The sequence below is a fragment of the Fimbriimonas sp. LA-C6 genome (assembly GCF_055398105.1).
Genome location: NZ_AP038796.1, coordinates 86,288 through 103,172 on the forward strand (window position 1 = coordinate 86,288; position 16,885 = coordinate 103,172).

Annotated in this window: 15 protein-coding genes and 1 tRNA gene; 3 read left to right on the forward strand and 13 right to left on the reverse strand. The window is 52.0% G+C overall.

Annotation, left to right across the window (positions count from 1 at the left end):
- Positions 1 to 310 precede the first annotated feature (310 nt).
- From ACZ51B_RS00405 to ACZ51B_RS00420, 4 genes are all read right to left on the reverse strand, one after another.
- Complete coding sequence (locus tag ACZ51B_RS00405) at positions 311 to 682, reverse strand: hypothetical protein (protein WP_464295258.1); 372 nt, start codon at positions 680 to 682, stop codon at positions 311 to 313.
- 774 nt (positions 683 to 1,456) lie between these two features.
- On the reverse strand, positions 1,457 to 2,521 hold the full coding sequence (locus ACZ51B_RS00410) for a type IV pilus twitching motility protein PilT (RefSeq protein WP_464297204.1): 1,065 nt from the start codon (positions 2,519 to 2,521) through the stop codon (positions 1,457 to 1,459).
- A 382-nt stretch (positions 2,522 to 2,903) separates the two neighbouring features.
- Positions 2,904 to 3,758, reverse strand: coding sequence for an HDOD domain-containing protein (locus ACZ51B_RS00415; protein WP_464295259.1), 855 nt, complete (start codon positions 3,756 to 3,758; stop codon positions 2,904 to 2,906).
- A 53-nt stretch (positions 3,759 to 3,811) separates the two neighbouring features.
- Entirely contained in the window at positions 3,812 to 5,536 is a 1,725-nt protein-coding gene (locus ACZ51B_RS00420; protein ID WP_464295260.1) for a GspE/PulE family protein, read from the reverse strand.
- Between the two features lie 182 nt (positions 5,537 to 5,718).
- Between ACZ51B_RS00420 and ACZ51B_RS00425 the strand changes: the two genes are divergently transcribed.
- The 3 genes from ACZ51B_RS00425 (at position 5,719) to ACZ51B_RS00435 (ending at position 8,130) form a co-directional block, all read left to right on the forward strand.
- Positions 5,719 to 5,804, forward strand: a tRNA-Leu gene (locus ACZ51B_RS00425).
- Between the two features lie 78 nt (positions 5,805 to 5,882).
- Complete coding sequence (locus tag ACZ51B_RS00430; RefSeq protein ID WP_464295261.1) at positions 5,883 to 7,802, forward strand: glycoside hydrolase family 127 protein; 1,920 nt, start codon at positions 5,883 to 5,885, stop codon at positions 7,800 to 7,802.
- Between the two features lie 46 nt (positions 7,803 to 7,848).
- Positions 7,849 to 8,130: a NifU family protein gene (locus tag ACZ51B_RS00435; RefSeq protein ID WP_464295262.1), complete on the forward strand. Its 282-nt coding sequence runs from the start codon at positions 7,849 to 7,851 to the stop codon at positions 8,128 to 8,130.
- Here ACZ51B_RS00435 and ACZ51B_RS00440 read toward each other — a convergent pair.
- The 9 genes from ACZ51B_RS00440 to ACZ51B_RS00480 all read right to left on the reverse strand — a co-directional run bounded on the left by ACZ51B_RS00440 (position 8,127) and on the right by ACZ51B_RS00480 (position 16,885).
- A complete protein-coding gene (locus ACZ51B_RS00440) occupies positions 8,127 to 8,675 on the reverse strand; it encodes a hypothetical protein (RefSeq protein WP_464295263.1) in 549 nt (182 codons plus the stop codon). The two genes, ACZ51B_RS00435 and ACZ51B_RS00440, sit on opposite strands and share 4 nt — an antisense overlap.
- Positions 8,672 to 9,691: a rod shape-determining protein MreB gene (gene mreB, locus ACZ51B_RS00445; protein WP_464295264.1), complete on the reverse strand. Its 1,020-nt coding sequence runs from the start codon at positions 9,689 to 9,691 to the stop codon at positions 8,672 to 8,674. The genes ACZ51B_RS00440 and mreB overlap by 4 nt, the downstream gene beginning before the upstream one ends.
- The gene (gene murA, locus ACZ51B_RS00450; RefSeq protein WP_464295265.1) at positions 9,688 to 10,980 is read right to left on the reverse strand and encodes a UDP-N-acetylglucosamine 1-carboxyvinyltransferase; all 1,293 of its coding nucleotides are present in this window, start codon (positions 10,978 to 10,980) and stop codon (positions 9,688 to 9,690) included. Before murA ends, mreB begins: the two co-directional genes overlap by 4 nt.
- Before the next feature lie 122 nt (positions 10,981 to 11,102).
- Complete coding sequence (locus ACZ51B_RS00455; protein WP_464295266.1) at positions 11,103 to 11,654, reverse strand: HNH endonuclease; 552 nt, start codon at positions 11,652 to 11,654, stop codon at positions 11,103 to 11,105.
- A 294-nt stretch (positions 11,655 to 11,948) separates the two neighbouring features.
- The gene (locus ACZ51B_RS00460) at positions 11,949 to 12,671 is read right to left on the reverse strand and encodes an SDR family oxidoreductase (protein WP_464295267.1); all 723 of its coding nucleotides are present in this window, start codon (positions 12,669 to 12,671) and stop codon (positions 11,949 to 11,951) included.
- The gene (locus tag ACZ51B_RS00465; protein ID WP_464295268.1) at positions 12,668 to 13,525 is read right to left on the reverse strand and encodes a 6-carboxytetrahydropterin synthase; all 858 of its coding nucleotides are present in this window, start codon (positions 13,523 to 13,525) and stop codon (positions 12,668 to 12,670) included. Before ACZ51B_RS00465 ends, ACZ51B_RS00460 begins: the two co-directional genes overlap by 4 nt.
- On the reverse strand, positions 13,525 to 14,406 hold the full coding sequence (locus ACZ51B_RS00470) for an ABC transporter permease (protein ID WP_464295269.1): 882 nt from the start codon (positions 14,404 to 14,406) through the stop codon (positions 13,525 to 13,527). The genes ACZ51B_RS00465 and ACZ51B_RS00470 overlap by 1 nt, the downstream gene beginning before the upstream one ends.
- Positions 14,403 to 15,440: an ABC transporter permease gene (locus ACZ51B_RS00475; RefSeq protein WP_464295270.1), complete on the reverse strand. Its 1,038-nt coding sequence runs from the start codon at positions 15,438 to 15,440 to the stop codon at positions 14,403 to 14,405. The genes ACZ51B_RS00470 and ACZ51B_RS00475 overlap by 4 nt, the downstream gene beginning before the upstream one ends.
- The gene (locus ACZ51B_RS00480; RefSeq protein WP_464295271.1) at positions 15,437 to 16,885 is read right to left on the reverse strand and encodes an ABC transporter ATP-binding protein; all 1,449 of its coding nucleotides are present in this window, start codon (positions 16,883 to 16,885) and stop codon (positions 15,437 to 15,439) included. Before ACZ51B_RS00480 ends, ACZ51B_RS00475 begins: the two co-directional genes overlap by 4 nt.

The following is a 16,885-nucleotide window of genomic DNA, read 5'->3' on the forward strand; positions in this document are numbered from 1 at the left end:
TATACAAAATTGCTTTCTGAACTTCTCAGTAATACCGTTTACAGGTCCGTCAAGACATGAAGAGAAGTCGCAAGGTCAAGAACTTGCCTCCGCTAATTATAAGTATCAGACGCTCGTTTCCCAAGAATCATTCAGTAGATTCTTGGGAAACGAGCGTAATGACACTTGCCGGGAGAAGACATGCTCGTCGAAACCTAAGAACCGTATCTCTAAAGTAAGGCGTATAGTTCTTACTGAATCTGGTTGGGCCGAGTTCCTCCATTGACGTCTCAAACTAGGTTGCGTGAATTACTCGCCATGGTCCGAAACTTTATTTGAGGAGTCTATCCCAATCTTCAATAAGTTTCTTTGCTCGAAACTTTGCTGCCGAACGTGCAGATGTCCCGAAGCCATCTTTCTTGTCCGGGTCAGCACCATGCCGTAACAATAACTTCAAAGAACAGATATCAGAATGTTCGGCTGCAAATTGAACTACTGACATGCCACTTTCAGACGAGATATGATTAGGATCTGCACCCTTCTTTAAAAGTCGTTCAACATCTACACATCTCTCTTCAAGGACTGCCGACTCCAACGCCTCACTTGACCATCCCCTAAAAAAATCAGATCCGATCGATAGGACTGCATCTACGCTGAAAATGATGATAAAAAGTACTATCAATGGGGTTGCGAATCGCTTCATAATTGTTGTCCTTGCTGAGCGCTGGTGCCGCAGGTACACCAGCACAACCGTTTCTACTTCTGAGTTATCCTCCAGAGGAATGTTTCCGTTACAGTACCGTGGGTTCCAAATCCGTTGCTAGGCCGGTCCCAACCCTTCCAACCCCAGAGATCCTCACCAAGGAATTGGTAATTTAGTGATCTACATTCATTTCGTTAGATACATAAACTTGAATATAGCCAACGTATCGCTTCGCCCTCCATATGAGTCCACCCACTTGGGCCTGTGTGCCATTTATAGGCTCTAATATTGTTTCAATAAGTGGTCTGTGGTCTAAAGTGACCGTCGCTACCGAATCCGCTATCCATGCGGTCTACTTCGTCGACTAGCTTGCCCCCAGAAAGTATTTTCAAGGCTTGGCTTGATCGGAAACTAATAGTTCTGAAATCATTCATGCTCCAGTGGCGTGTAGTACTCCCTAAACCATGGCCGTACGAGTACGTATCGAGTACAGCCATGCCCCAACTATGGACTTAGTCGAGTGTGGCTTGGCCAGCTAGTGTAACTCCCTTCTCCGAAACGGGGAATATAAGCCCAGAACGCCCTCCGGCCCCCGCGGATCTATCCTGATCACGGGGTTATCTCCGCAATTGGCACAGAGATTTAACTCACCTTGATAGCCTATGAATTCACTGGAAGCGGACGCTTCTATCCCGTAGACTTGGTTCAACCAAAAATGCAAAGTGGTCTGTTTGGAGACCCTCTGCTTATGGAAGCGAGTATATTTGCTAGGGATCACTGCCCCTTGGCAAGGCGGCTAAAGTTCTCTTTGTCCACAGCACGCATGAGGCACTCCTCATACGCAACGTTCCCATTCCGGAAGTGCTCTGCAAGCGAGCGGTCCATCGTCTGCATCCCAATCTGAAGCGACGTCTCAATGGACGAATACATCTGGTGCGTCTTACCCTCACGAATAAGGTTCTTAATAGCCGGTGTACCCAGCATGATCTCAATCGCTGCACACCGTCCGCCCCCCAGCTTCGGCATCAACTGCTGAGAAACAACCCCTTCCAACGTGTTGCCTAGAAGAACACGAATCTGGTCCTGCGCATCGCTCGGAAACACGTCGATAATTCGGTCAATAGTAGCCGGAGCATTTCGCGTGTGGAGCGTCCCGAACACGAGGTGACCAGTCTCAGCAAGAGTAAGAGCCGCTTCAATGGTCTCAAGGTCTCGCAACTCACCCACCAAGATAATATCCGGATCTTCTCGGAGCACAGCCCGTAAAGAATCCGCAAACGAATACGTGTCAGCATGCATCTCCCGTTGATTGACCATGCACTTCTTATGAACGTGCAAATACTCAATGGGGTCCTCAATCGTAAGAATGTGGTTCTGCCGAGTGTCGTTGATGTCGTCAATCATCGAAGCAATGGTCGTCGACTTTCCAGAACCCGTCGGCCCAGTCACCAAAATCAACCCACTGGTCCGCTTGCTCATCTCACGAATAACAGAAGGAAGCCCAAGCGAGTCAAACGATGGAATCTTAGTCGGGATAACACGGAGCGCACCCGCAACCGAACCCCGCTGCATGTAGACATTAAAACGAAATCGAGCAAGGCCCTTCACGCTATAAGCAAAGTCCAGCTCGTGCTTGGTCTCAAACTTCTGAATATTCTCGTTACTAAGAGTGTCGTAAATAAGACGACGAGAATCCTGTGGCTCAAGCGGCTGATACGGAAGCTGAACTATTTCGCCATCCAGACGAATCATTGGAGGCAGACCAACGGTGAGGTGAATATCTGAGGCCTTCCTCTCAATGGACATCCGAAGAATCTCATCAATGTGAACGTCCCGGATACTCTTAGCCTCAGCCTCACCATGAGTAGAAGTCGCACTCAATTCGACAGGACTCGCGAACCGATGGTCTTCAATCACGATGTTGTGAACGCTCTGATCCACGGTTGGAGGGGCTTCCGTAATCGGGGCAGGAGTGTTCATCGAAGCCGGAGTCTCGAACGTAATCTTCCCTGGCTCCACCTTAGGCTCAACCGGAGGGGCCGCAATTACTTCCGGCGCACTTGGCGCCTTTTCCACTGGCGTTTCCTTAGGTGAGTCGCCACCTAGAACATTGCTCCAACTGAATCCGTTCGACATACTAATATCCTTTTTCCACGTTCTCGTAACCCGGCAAACAAAAATGCCCTAGCACCCGGCAGAACCAAGAACTAGGGCACTAAAACTAGAACTCTGCGTGCGCGATAACGTTGGTTCCCATCTCGATGTACTCGTCCTGTTTCTCAGGATCCCAACCAACTAGCTGCAAAGCCCAGGTAGGCAAAACACGCTGGGTTTCACCGTCCAGACCCGCCTTGGCGTAATAAGCAATGGCAGAACTCAAAGCGGTACAAGCCCGAAGACGATCAGGAGCCTCATCAGTCGTAGGCTGCATGAGATAGTTCAACCCCTGCTGAAGCTCTACCGGTAATCCCCACTTAGCGCTAACAGCCTCGGCAACTTCGGCATGGTGACAACCGTAAACTCCTATCTCGGCCTTCATTGCCTCTTCGCCAAGATCAGTCATCTGCGTCACAAGGTCATAATCCCGGCCGCCGCAACGGTCCAACAGAGTCTTCCCGATCAGGTGCAACAACGCACAGGTATAGGCGTCGTCCGGATTTACTTTCCGTGTCTCCTTCGCCAGCCACTTGGCACAAACCGCAGAGTCGATCGATTGCCGCCACCAAGCGCGCCGACGAAGCGATTCGCGATCAGTCTTACCAACGAACAAATCGAACACACCCACCGTCATAGCGATGTTTCGCACAGTGCGAAAACCGAGGAACGTGATGGCTTCCTTAATAGAGGTCACCCTCTTGGGTAACCCAAATGCGGCGCTATTCGCCATGATGAGCACTTTGGAGCTAAACCCCGGATCGACCGTGATCGCCTTTTCGATCTCGGACGCTGGCGCATCTTCCGACGCTGTTATCTCAAGGACCTTGAATACCACGTGCGGAAGAACCGCCAGTTCTTGAACCTTGGAAACAACTACATCCAACGGAGTACCGCCATTTGCTCTTGCCACTGCAGACACTTAGAAACCACCTCTCATCTTTATCTCTATTTGTATTATTGAAAAAAAACTGCTTATGCGTAGATCACGCGCAGAACTTCGTCAACAGTTGTCACGCCCATCAGAATCTTGCTCACCGCATCCATCTGCAAAGTCTTCATGCCTTGAGACATAGCAATGTTGCGAAGCACATGGCTCGGCTTCCTCTCCAGAATCTGATCCCGGATCTCATCCGACATGATCAGCAGTTCGTGGACACCACTTCGGCCTTTGTAACCCGTTCCCTTGCAATGGTCACAACCCCGTCCCTTGAACAGAGTCAGTTCGCCGTGCGTCCCCGCACCTAACTCCTCAGGAAGTGGGAAACCATATCGAAGCAACATCTCACGTGGTGCTGAGTAAGACTCCTTACATTGCGGACAAATGACGCGTATCAGTCGCTGAGCAAGCACGCCAACAATCGAACTCGAAATCAAGAACGGCTCAACTTCCATGTCGATAAGTCGCGTAGCAGCACCCGGCGCGTCATTCGTGTGAAGCGTAGACAAAACTAAGTGACCGGTGAGGGCTGCTTCCATCGCAATCGTTGCCGTCTCCTTGTCACGCATTTCACCAACCATGATCACGTCCGGATCCTGTCGGAGCATCGCACGAAGTCCCGCAGCAAACGTCATGCCCGCCTTGTTATTCACACCGCACTGATTGATGCCGTACAACTCGTACTCAACGGGGTCTTCGATCGTGATGATATTGTTCTCACCCGTGTTGATCTTGTTGACGATGGAGTAAAGCGTCGTGGACTTACCAGAACCCGTCGGCCCAGTCACCAAAATGATCCCGTAGCTCTTCGTACACCAGTCCTCTACAACCTTTAGGTTATGGTCTAAGAACCCCAGCTTCGAAAGGCCAACATTAATGCCGCCTTTGTCGAGGACACGCATAACGATCTTTTCGCCACTGATCATCGGCAGCGTACTAACACGAAGGTCAAAATCCTTCCCGTTCATCGAAAGACTGATACGGTTGTCCTGCGGCACACGCTTCTCGGCAATGTCCATCTCAGCCATGATCTTCATTCGGCTGGTCAGCGGAGCCACAACCTTTCGGGGCAGCTTCATGGATTCATACATCACGCCATCCACTCGGTACCGAATCCGCATCCCATCTTTCTGCGGCTCCATATGGATGTCGCTAGCCTTGTCAGAAATAGCCTGGCTAATAATTAGGTTCGCTAACCGAATGATCGGAGCGTCATCGCCCATCTCACGCAGTTCCGATTCAGACAGCTCCTCATCTTCCTTCTTGCTTACTTCGATGTCCGAACCATCGAAGTCATTCATCACACCAGCCAAAGCGTCGTTTACATTGACATCGACTTTGTAGTGCGTGATGATGGCCGCGAGAATGTCCTCTTCAACTGAGATATAAGGCTCAATTTCTAAACCAGTAACAAGGCGAATCTCATCAATAGCAAACACATCAAGTGGGTTCGCCATCGCCACCGTTAGACGCGAGTTACTGCGCTCAATGGGCAGAGCTTTGAATTTCTTGGCGAGTTGGAGACTCAGTGAAACAATCGCTTCGTGCTGGGGAACGGTCTTCGACAAATCAACAAACTGAACACCCCAAACTTTTCCGAGACACTGGACACGTTGGTGCTCATTGATAAGCCCCATTCCCACAAGTAGTTTTGCTAGGGGTTCAGTGCTTCCTAGCTCCTTCTGCTTATCCAACGCCAGTCGTAACTGGTCATCAGTGATCAATCCCTCTCTTACAAAGTGCTCGCCTGTTAAAAGCATCTAAATTTCCGCCCGCCACAGATAAGAATCTGCTCCACGTTTGGCATTCCATTCCTGATAGAAAACTCACCTGGTAAACCAAGCTGGCATCGCCAGAACTGGTAACGATGCAGTAAGCAGGAATGCCTGGGACCAGGCCCCTTGCGTTTTTATTAACAAGCGGGTATCTTTTACATCTCCAGGCCGTCGTGGCGAAATTGGTAGACGCACCGTCTTCAGGTGGCGGCGCCCACAAGGCATCTCGGTTCGAGTCCGAGCGACGGCACCACTCCTAGCAACCCCATCCGAGTGATTCCCAGTCTGGTACACCATGCAGCAGCATGAGCTCCGATGCTAAGCTCTTTCTATGGCTTTGAAGCGTCGCATGAGCGCCCTTTCTCTCTCGGATATCAAGTTAACAGACCCATTCTGGTCTCGTTGGCAAACGGTGCTCGTGGAGGTCACTCTTCCCTCCCAATACGACCAACTCGAATCCACCGGTCGCCTTGCCAACTTCCGACGAGCTGCCGGCAAAGAAGAAGGAACCTACACCGACACCTTTTGGTTCAACGATAGCGATGTCTACAAATGGCTGGAAGCATGTGCCTATGCACTGGCCACACAGCACGGTTCACAATCCGCCCGCCAGAAACTTCAGCAACTCGCCACTGACGTAACCAAACTCCTCTCCGAAGCCCAAGAAGACTCCGGCTACATCAACACGTTCTTCCAACTCAAGCACCCAGACCTCAAGTTCCGCAACCTGAACATGATGCATGAGCTGTACTGCGGAGGACACCTTCTGGAGGCCGGAGCGGCAATGTACGAGTCCACAGGTGACACCCAGCTCCTCAACATCGCCAAGGCCTTCGCAGATCACGTCCTAAGCATCTTCGGCCCCAGCAAGCGACGAGGCTACTGCGGCCATGAAGAGTTTGAATACGGCCTGATCAGGCTAACCCGAGCCACCGGCGATACCAAATACCGAGACCTCGCCCGCTGGATGGTAGAAGAGCGAGGCCAGAGACCAAGTCCACTAGAACAAGAGCTCAGCGACGAAGAATCGCTAGCCCTAGCTCCCTGGGCAAAGAGGACGCTCCTAGTCGACGGCAAATACAGTGGTGAGTACTACCAAGACCACGCCCCAATTCGAGAGCACACCGAGATCGTTGGCCACGCAGTGCGCGCCATGTATCTCTACATGGCAGCAACAGACCTCGCAGACGGCCAAAACGATGAAGCCCTAGACAGTGCCCTCCAAAGAATTTGGAGCAACCTCACCAAGCGCCGCATGTACGTAACAGGCGGCATCGGCCCAAGCGCTTCCAACGAAGGCTTCACATCCGACTACGACTTACCCAACCTCTCCGCCTACGCAGAGACCTGCGCTGCCTGCGGCCTCATCTTCTGGGGCCAGGAGCTCCTGGAACAAACGGCCAACGCCGAGTATGCAGAAATCATCGAGCGAGCACTCTACAACGGAGCTCTCAGCGGCATCTCACTCTCGGGAGATCACTACTTCTACGATAACCCTCTTGAGAGCCGAGGTACACACGAAAGGACACCATGGTTCTCATGCGCTTGCTGCCCACCCAACATCGCACGACTCATCGGTAGCGTGGGCAAGTACGTAATGAGCACGGCCGACGACGGAATCTATCTTCACCTAATGGCAGGCTTCGAGGCCACAACCACCATCAAAGGGGTGCAGGTTGCAATCCGTGTCGAGTCCGGCCTTCCCTACAACGGAAACGTCAAAATTCACGTAAACCCCGAGCAGCCCGTAACCGCTTCCCTCCGCCTTCGCCTACCTGAATGGGCAGAGGACATCTCCACAGACCTCCCCGGCCTCACAGAGGAAGCAGAGTTCGAGGATGGATACGCAGTCTTCAACAAGACCTGGCAAAAAGGAGACATCCTCACCGTGGAGTTCGAGATGGAAGCAAAGTGGCTGGTCTGCGACCCCAAAGTCCGCGACAACCTGGGAAGAACAGCTCTCACCTACGGCCCGCTCGTCTACTGCGTCGAGGAGAAGGATCTAGGCTTCGCCCCTCAACTCTTCGTGGCAGACACGGAAGCAGAAGTCGAAGTCCAAAAGATGACGACACTCGAAGGAGCCAACGTCCTCACAGTCTATGGCTCGTGTGACGTAGAACTCTTCCCAGATCAGCTCTACGCCGACGAAGGCACCGTGGAAATACGAGAATGCACCGCCAAGTTCATCCCGTATTTCGCCTGGAACAACCGCGGCAAAAACTCCATGCAAGTCTGGGTGCGAAAGCTATAATTAATCCAGACTAATTTGTCAAGTATAATCAAGTCACGAGGTTAGCTTGAACATTATTAGAAATCTGTTTCACAAAGAAGAGGGGGAGCAAAATGCAAACCCTCTTTACGTTGAAGTCAAGAAGGCAATGGCGGGTATTCAAGCCTATGCTCGATCCCACGGAGGACAGATTCACCTGGTATCAGTCAGCGATGAGGGTGAAGTCGCAATTCGTCTTACAGGTGCATGTAACGGATGCCCGCTGTCCGATGTCACCCTGAAGCAGGGGATTGAGCAGCAACTCCTAGAGCAAGTGCCTGGCGTGACTTCTATCCGCCAAATCCACTAGCCGCCAGCGCCAAGATATGGCGACCACTTCGGCGTAGGACTGTGCGTCAGTTGAGCGATCCGAGCAATAAAGAAGCCCAAGGCATCGCCAAACTCCTGCACTGTCAAGGTGTTCTTCGGACCAACCGCCAACGGACTCACCTTGCCAATACAACCATATCGAATCAACATCCGAAGGTTTGGCAATTGCGCCGCATCAGGAAGCTTGATGACGTTCAAGTCAAACGAAACAGCCTTAGGTGTAAATTTGAAACTTGGCTTGGTGAGGTTGAACAACCGAGTCATCTCAGCAACTACCTGCGCTCGACTAATAGGAGCCGTACCAAACGGAACGGAACTCTTCTGGACAAACGCCTGAGATAAAGTCGAAGCGAGAACCTTCTGAGCCTTCTCAAAGACAAGCCGTGCCTCATCACAGGTAACAGGTGTGGTGTCTTGCGACTGAACAGTTCCCTTAGACCTCGTCTTAGAAAGACCAGTCTTACCGTCCTGAGCATAACCAAAGGCTGCTACCACACAAATCGCTGCGATGAGGAAGGTTTTCATATTGTGCTTACCGCTCCACTCTGTCGAATCGCATCTAACTCTTCCAACGCTCGTCCAGTACCGATTGCGACACAGTTCAATGCATTATCGGCAACTCTTACAGGAATATCGGTAACACTTTCCAAAAGCCGATCCAGGCCCCGAAGAAGTGCTCCACCGCCCGTAAGCGTGATGCCTCGTTCAATGATATCACTCGCCAGTTCGGGTGGCGTCTCTTCCAGCACCGAACAAAGCTTCTCAGCTATCTGACGAACGGGCTCACTCAGCGCTTCCCTAATCTCTTCGCTCGTGATCTCAACGCTCTTAGGTAAACCAGCAACAAGGTCGCGACCGCGAATGTCCATCCTAAGCTCAGGCTCTAAAGGATATGCAGATCCAACCTTGATCTTGATCTCTTCAGCAGTAGGATCCCCAATCATCAAGTTGTAAACGTTTCGAATGTGCCGAATGATCGCCTCGTCAAGCTTATTTCCGCCCAACCGCAAACTACAAGAAAGCACAATCCCACCCAACGAGATCACAGCGATATCCGTAGTACCACCACCAATATCAACCACCATGTTTCCACCTGGTGACGAAATTGGAAGACCTGCACCAATAGCAGCAGCCATCGGCTCTTCAATGGTCATGGCAAGACCAGCGCCAGCTTGCTTGGCCGCCTGAATGACGGCACGGCGCTCAACATTGGTGACTCCACTGGGAACACACACCAACGTTGTGGGCCGGAGCTTAAATGGAACCTTCGACGCGCAAGTCTTATTGATGATGTATTCCAACATCTTTCGCGTCGTGGTGTAATCCGCAATCACACCTTCCCGAAGGGGGCGAATCGCCGTAATATTGCCAGGAGTTCTTCCAAGCATATCGCGAGCTTCGTTCCCTACAGCAAGGATCTTGCCGTGTTGAGTGCTTATGGCAACAACGCTGGGTTCAGAAAGCACAATGCCCTTGCCTCTTCGATATACCAGGATGTTTGCAGTGCCTAAGTCGATGCCGATTTCAGGAACAAATTTCAATACTGAGACTTACCCTTCGTAGGATTTGCTTGGTTCGTCGATATGCGCTCTACGTGCGCACCGAGCGATGTAAGGGTCGTTTCAAGGGACTCGTATCCCCGATCGACATAAATCATGTTGGACACGGTGGTCTCTCCCTCCGCAGCAAGTCCAGCCAAGATAAGGGCTGCTCCCGCTCTGAGGTCGCTTGCTTCAACGGATGCTCCACTCAGCTTCTCAACTCCGGTGATAATCGCGGACTTACCACCCTCAACCCGAATGTCTGCCCCCATGCGGTTCAATTCCGCAATGTGACCAATTCGGCTTTCATAAATCGTCTCTTCAATCACGCTCATGCCTTCTGCAAGCGCAAGAAGAGAGGCCATCGGCTGTTGCATGTCGGTTGGAAATCCGGGATAAGGCATTGTCTTAACTTTAATGCCCTTATGGCGCTTGCCGCCCTGAACACGGATCCAGTCCGGCCCTTCCTCGATCTCTACGCCAACTTCCCGCATCTTGTTCACGAGCGGCGTCTGATGCTCGGGCAAAATTCCGGCAACCGTAACGTCTCCGCCAGTGATGGCCCCGGCAATCATGTAGGTACCAGCCTGCATCCGGTCAGCAGGCACATGGAACTCACAAGACTTCAGCGACTTCACTCCTTCAATCGTGATCGTGCTCGTGCCTGCGCCTTCTACAACAGCACCCATGCTATTCAGGAACATCGCCAGAGCGATAACCTCAGGCTCCATCGCAGCGTTGTTGATCACAGTGCTACCCTTCGCCAGCACAGCGGTCGTCATCAAATGCTGAGTCGCACCCGCACTTGGCGAGTCGAGATAAATCTCTCCCCCAGTAAGCTCCTTCACCGATCCGGTATAAACGCCACCCACATAGTCGATTTCAGCGCCCAATGTATGGAGCCCCTTCAAGTGGTAGTCAAGAGGTCGAGCACCAATCTTACATCCACCGGGCGCAGCAATCTTCACATGGCCGATACGAGCCAAAAGCGGCCCGAGCAAGAAGAACGAGGTCCGAATACTGCGAACAATCTCCTCATCCGCTTCACCAGCCCGCATATCCGTGCAGTCAATGTGAAGAGATGTTCCGTGCCATTCCGTCTTGGCACCAAATCGCTCAAGCAAACTCGCCTTCGCAGCGGTATCAGAAATTCGCGGCACATTGTGAAGGACCGTCTTTCCTTCATGCATCACGACAGCGGACAAAAGTGCAAGACAAGCGTTCTTGCTACCCGTGACCTCAACGGTTCCCTGGAGTCTCCGACCCCCATTTATCAAGAGTGCATTCATTCTAAACCCTCCGTCCATGGCTGGTTCGTTTCCCCGTCATTATAGAGGGTGGGGACGGAAATTACAGTGTACCGCCCCCACTTTTTTTCATGCTGGAAACAATTTGTCGAATCACCAGTTTTTCAAGCTGTTTCTGCAACGAAAAGTTCATGGGAGAACTCTTCAAACTGTGGCAAGTAATCTCGCCAGTCATCCCGGTTCTGAGCTCGAAGATACAGAGGAAGCGACAAGTACGGAACATAGTGGGGACGCTTGGGCTTGCGTGCCAGTTTCATCCGCGCCTGCTGAGGCGTTTTGTCGGCCTTTTTGAGATTACACTTCCGGCAACAAGCCACCAAATTGTCCCAAGAGTGCGGACCACCAGCCCACTTCGGAACCACATGGTCAATGGTCAAATCCTTACCTTTGATCCCGCAGTACTGGCAAGTGTAATGATCACGCGCCAAGATCGAATGCCGCGAAAGTCGTAGCTGTGGCATAGGCCGTCGCACCTGATTCCTCATCTTCAAAACCGATGGCGCGACGTAATCTCCACTTGAAGTGGAGATCGGGGCGTTGCGAAGCTGAAGGACTTCAGCCTTACCCAAAAGCATCAGCGAGATAGCCCTTCGCATGTTGCACACATTGAGAGGCTCATAGTTTGTATTAAGGACGAGTACGTCGTGCGTAGCCATTCTATTCTCCTAGATAAACGGTCTCCTCAACGAGGTTGAAACTGGCAATGCAGGCAACAAAAAAGCCCGCATGCGAACGCACACGGGCTTTTCAAATCGACTGACGCAGACGCGTATTATCATCGTGTCCCACCAGGTTGGGGGGCACGTCTGCCTTATCGGTATCAGAAAGTCACGAATCGCCATGCTTCGAATAATTAAGACGTGTGCGACTTAATATAAGCCGCACTAAGATTGTCTATATTTACTACGTTTAGGTTAACGCATTGTTGTGAAAATGCCAAACCCGTATCGCTACAAGATGCCTGTTGGAGGCATGATCAGCATCTCATCCACATTCCGATCATGCGGCATGTTAACAATGTCGTGAATCGCCGTAGCAATTCCATCCACAGGAATCATCTTCTCCCGATCCGGCGCCCCAGCCATCCCATCCCAGATAGGCGTGTTAACCGCCCCAGGCAATAGCGAGGTCACACGAATCCCCTTCCGGCGGTACTCAGCCGCGATCGCCTTCCCAAACATATGAAGGCCAGCCTTCGAAGCACTGTAAACAGCCGTCCCAGCAAACACCTGCGACGCCACCACGCTCAGCACATTCACAATCTGTCCCCCGCCGTGCTCCAACATCCAAGGCAAAGCGGCGTGACATAGATGAATGGGTGCCGTAAGATTGATCTGAAGCTGAAGGTCGATCTTCTCCAGATCCATCTTCGTAAAGTCGCCAAACTCAGCGATGCCCGCAGCATTGATCAACACCGGAAAACCGTCACCACATGTCTTCCTCGCCTTGCCGATGAACTCGTTCACCGATTCTGGATCCGATAAATCCAACGCGATAGGGTGTGCAACCCCTCCCTCTAGCGAAATCTGAGTAGCAAGCTCCTGTAGCAACCCTAGCCTTCGCCCAGCTAGCACCAGTTCATGGCCGTCCTCAGCCAACTTCTGCGCACTGGCAAGACCAATTCCGCTACTTGCCCCAGTGATGACAACACATTTGGTATGAGAAACACTCATGCAGTAACCTCAAAGATATTCCGCGCGGTCTCGTGCAACCGTACTCGATGAAGCTTAGCAGGTAGTTGACCCTTCAAGGTCTCAAAAATCTGAAGGACTACCACTTCACTGGTCGAATTCTTACCCTCAAACTCCGGAAGATCATAACTCAGGTTCTTGTGGTCATATCGATCCAGAATCAGCTCCTTCACTTTCCCATCCAAAGCCTCCAGATCGACCATCATCCCGGTCCGATCAGAAGGAGTCCCCTCAACAGTGACCTCTAAAACATAATTGTGCCCGTGACCTGCGGCATTGTTACACTTTCCAAACAACTGGAGGTTCTCTTCCAGACTCAAATCAGGAATGTGCAATCGATGAGAAGCGGCAAACTCGTACACGCGTGTGAGGGTCATGGTATTCGTTGGGATGTCTAAATCAGCATAAAGGAGCGGAAACTCCTCCAGGCGAAGATGGGTAAGTCGAATCTGAGGCAACTGGCTTAGCGATTCAGCCGAGTCCTCCAGCAAAACGTCGCGCAAGTAAAGCAGCAAGTTCTCTAACGAACTGGAGTGATCCTGAAAATAGGCAATCTCATCGTTAATGCTCTTCCCATCGAACGCAGAGACAATGAGCGTCTTCAAAACGTCATCAACCCGCTTGATGTTCACAATCATGCCGTTCGCCGGATCAACATGGCCTGTCACGGTCACAAAAAGAACATAGTTATGACCATGATTGTAAGGGTTTGCCCACTTCCCAAACAACGCTCGATTCTCAGCCTCATTAAGATTAGGAATCCAGTATCGGTGACCACTCGAAAACGTAATGCGGCGGGTCATCGAGACCTGGGGCAAAGTCGTCAGATTCGGCATCACTTATCCCTACGATACGACTGAGCCAAAGCTCCCGGTGCAATCGTGCCTTTTCCAACAACCACCAAAACAATTAACGAAATCACATAAGGCAGAGCAATAAATAACTGGAAAGGCACGTGCCACCCAAAAGCCTGAAACTTGAACTGCAGACTCTCCGCAAAACCAATCAACAGAGCCGCAGCAAATACCCAAGGAGCACGCCAACGCCCAAACGTCACCATCGCAATCGCCACAAACCCTCGCCCAGCAGTCATATTCTCCGCAAACGACCCTGCGATCACTAAAGACAAGTACGCCCCAGCAAGCCCCGCGTACAATCCGCCAATCAGCAAAGCGGTCATCCGCAGCCTCACAACCGAAAAACCAGCCGCTTCAGCCGACTTCGGATACTCGCCCACGCTCCGTATCGCCAGCCCCCATCCAGTCCGATTAAGAAAGAACCAAAGCAAAGGCACGCTCAAAACCATAAACACCAGAATCGGGTCAATCCCAAACCAAGCCCCGACCTTCGGAACAGTAAGAAGCTGCCCACTCTGCCCAAACCGAATCCGATACAGAGTGCCAGTCAGCCCCAGCGTCAAAAGGTTAATCGCGGTACCCACCACCACCTGGTCACTGCCCAAATAAACTGTAAAGACCCCAAACAGAGACGCAATGAAAAAACTGCTAAGCACGGCAGCCCCAACCCCCAACAAAGGACTACCCGTAACCAGGCTAACAAACATCCCAAAGAATGCCCCTGTCAACATGCATCCTTCCAGGCCAATGTTGATCACACCCGACTTCTGAGTCACCGTTTCACCAAGAGCCGCCAGCGCCACAGGCGCCGAATACTGAAACAGCACGAGCAGATACTGAGCAATGATCAGGACGCTCAACTCTGCTCCTTCACAGACATCGCCTGCCGCTTCTCAATCGCATACCGGATCCCCACAAAACCAAGCACAGCCGCCGCCTGGATCACAAAGATCAAAGTCGTCCCAGCCGTCGTAAACCGAGCCAAGTTCTCAGACCCAGCAAACAGCGCCCCAAAATACAGAGCACTGAGCACCACCAGCAGCGGATGTAAGCCCCCAAGCAACGCAACCGGAATCGCCAAAAAGCCCCACTGCTGCGAAAACCCAGTCCCAAGCTGCCCCGCTACCCCCGTATATTCAATCCCACCAGCCAACCCACACAGAGCCCCAGAGATCAACATCGCTCGAAGCTGAGCCGAAGGAGCATCAATCCGATTCGCCCGAGCAACCCGCTTGCTATCACCGGTCAACCGAATCACATACCCAGCCTTCGTCCGAAACAGAAACACATACAAAACAACCGCCATAAGGATCGCAATGAAGATCCCCGCGTTCAACTCCGTCTGACGATCCGGCTTCCACAGAAGCAGACCATCCGGCAACAACTCACTCAACGGAACCTGCTTCTTACCCTCCTGCAAAGGCCCACTCACAGCCCACCCAAGGATCTGTATGGAGATAAAGTTCAGCAAGATCGTGCTGATCACCACCTCAACCCCTCGCCGCACATAAAGCCAACCCGCAAGCCAAGACCATGCAGCTCCACCAAAGGAGCAACACAACAAGATCAGAAAGATCTGGGCAGGTCCACCCCCAGATTTCCCATCAATGAGAAACTTGGCTAAGATCCCGCCACTCAGCCCGCCCATCACAAACTGGCCTTCCCCGCCAATGTTGTACATCCCCGAGCGCCAAGCGACAACCATCCCAAGTCCACACAGTAGCAACGGTGTCGTCTTCACCAGAGTACGAGCAACCCCAAACTTGTCTCCAAAAGCACCCTGCGCAATCAACTGAAGCGACCCACCCACCGGTAACCCAAAAACGGCAAGCGTAATCACCAAAATGAGAAGCAAGCCTCCAGCGGTAACCAAGCCCCACAAAAGCTTCTTCAACTGGAACCGCCCACAAGCGCCTCAGCACTCGTCGCCTCTCTCAAAGCTCCCCGACTCATGTAAACAGTGCGATCAGCAATAGCGGCCAGCTCATCCAAGTCAGTCGAGAACAAAACAACGGCTGCCCCCTTATCCCGAGCTTCCCGCAAAGTCCGGTGAACATACTCCGTAGCCTTGATGTCCAATCCACGCGTAGGACTCATTACCACTAACAGACTCGGCGTCTGATCCAGCGTTCGGCTCACCACAACCTTCTGCTGATTACCACCACTCAGCGAAGCCACACGCTCATTCACCGACTCCGACTTGATCTGAAACCACTCGATCAGCCCAGTTCCCCACTCAAGAATCTTGCCCGATCGCAAAAACGGCCCCTTGGTCAGATCCTCCCTCTGGTAGCCAGTCACAAGCATGTTCTCCAAAATCGTCATGCCCATCGCCAACCCATCACGCTGACGATCCTGAGGAATATAGCCAACCGTAACCTCACGTCCAAGAGGCTGCCCCTTCCACTCAAGAGATCCACCTGAGGTCATCCGAATAAGCGCAAGGGCCTCAGCGAGTTCAATCTGACCGTTTCCATCCACACCGCCGATCCCCAGAATCTCCCCCGCCTGAGCCTCGAAAGACAGCCCTCGCACAGCCTCCTCACCACGATCCCCCAGAACATGAAGGTCTCTTACAGAAAGCCCCTCCCTGAGATCCTGACTAACAACCGAATTGTTCTCAGTAGGCATCTCGCCCACCATCCAAGTAGCAAGCTGTGTCGCAGAAACCTTGGACATCACCTCGGAAGCGATCCGCTTCCCTTTCCTCAAGACCGTCACACGGTCGGAAACCGACATAACCTCACTCAACTTGTGGGCAATCAAAACAATGGTGCGCCCTTCAGATCTAAGTTCACGAAGAACCCGAAACAGATCTTCAACCTCGTCAGGAGAAAGCACCGCAGTAGGTTCATCAAACACCAGAACCTTCGCATCGCCAGCAAGCGCCTTCAAAATCTCAATGCGCTGCTGAACACCAACCGGCAGATTCCGAACCTTAGCCTTCCCATCCAGATCCCACCCTAACTCTTGAGCAAGAGAGAGTGCCTTAGCTGCCATCGAAGAAACATCAACCTTCCGCGACAACCGATCAAGGGCCGCCAACGCAAAGTTCTCCTCAACCGTAAACTCGGGCACCAGCGTAAAGTGCTGGTGAATCATCTCAATTCCCAGATGCTTACAAGCAAACGCTTGTCCCAAAGGGATAGGAGATCCATCAAGGGTCACGCTCCCACTGTCCGGCAGAACAAAGCCGGTCATCACACCCATCAGGGTCGATTTTCCAGCTCCGTTCTCACCCGCAACAGCATGAATCTCCCCTGGCTTGAACGATGCCGAAACATCATCCAAAGCCAGGAGAGATCCGTATCGTTTGGAAACGTTTTTAACTTCTAGCAA

Coding starts and splice junctions, on each gene's coding strand:
- ACZ51B_RS00465 (WP_464295268.1), bottom strand. CDS start 13,525: ATGCCGAATCTGACGACTTTGCCCCAGGTCTCGATGACCCGCCGCATT.
- ACZ51B_RS00455 (WP_464295266.1), bottom strand. CDS start 11,654: ATGGCTACGCACGACGTACTCGTCCTTAATACAAACTATGAGCCTCTC.
- murA (WP_464295265.1), bottom strand. CDS start 10,980: ATGAATGCACTCTTGATAAATGGGGGTCGGAGACTCCAGGGAACCGTT.
- ACZ51B_RS00405 (WP_464295258.1), bottom strand. CDS start 682: ATGAAGCGATTCGCAACCCCATTGATAGTACTTTTTATCATCATTTTC.
- ACZ51B_RS00430 (WP_464295261.1), top strand. CDS start 5,883: ATGGCTTTGAAGCGTCGCATGAGCGCCCTTTCTCTCTCGGATATCAAG.
- ACZ51B_RS00440 (WP_464295263.1), bottom strand. CDS start 8,675: ATGAAAACCTTCCTCATCGCAGCGATTTGTGTGGTAGCAGCCTTTGGT.
- ACZ51B_RS00460 (WP_464295267.1), bottom strand. CDS start 12,671: ATGAGTGTTTCTCATACCAAATGTGTTGTCATCACTGGGGCAAGTAGC.
- ACZ51B_RS00420 (WP_464295260.1), bottom strand. CDS start 5,536: ATGCTTTTAACAGGCGAGCACTTTGTAAGAGAGGGATTGATCACTGAT.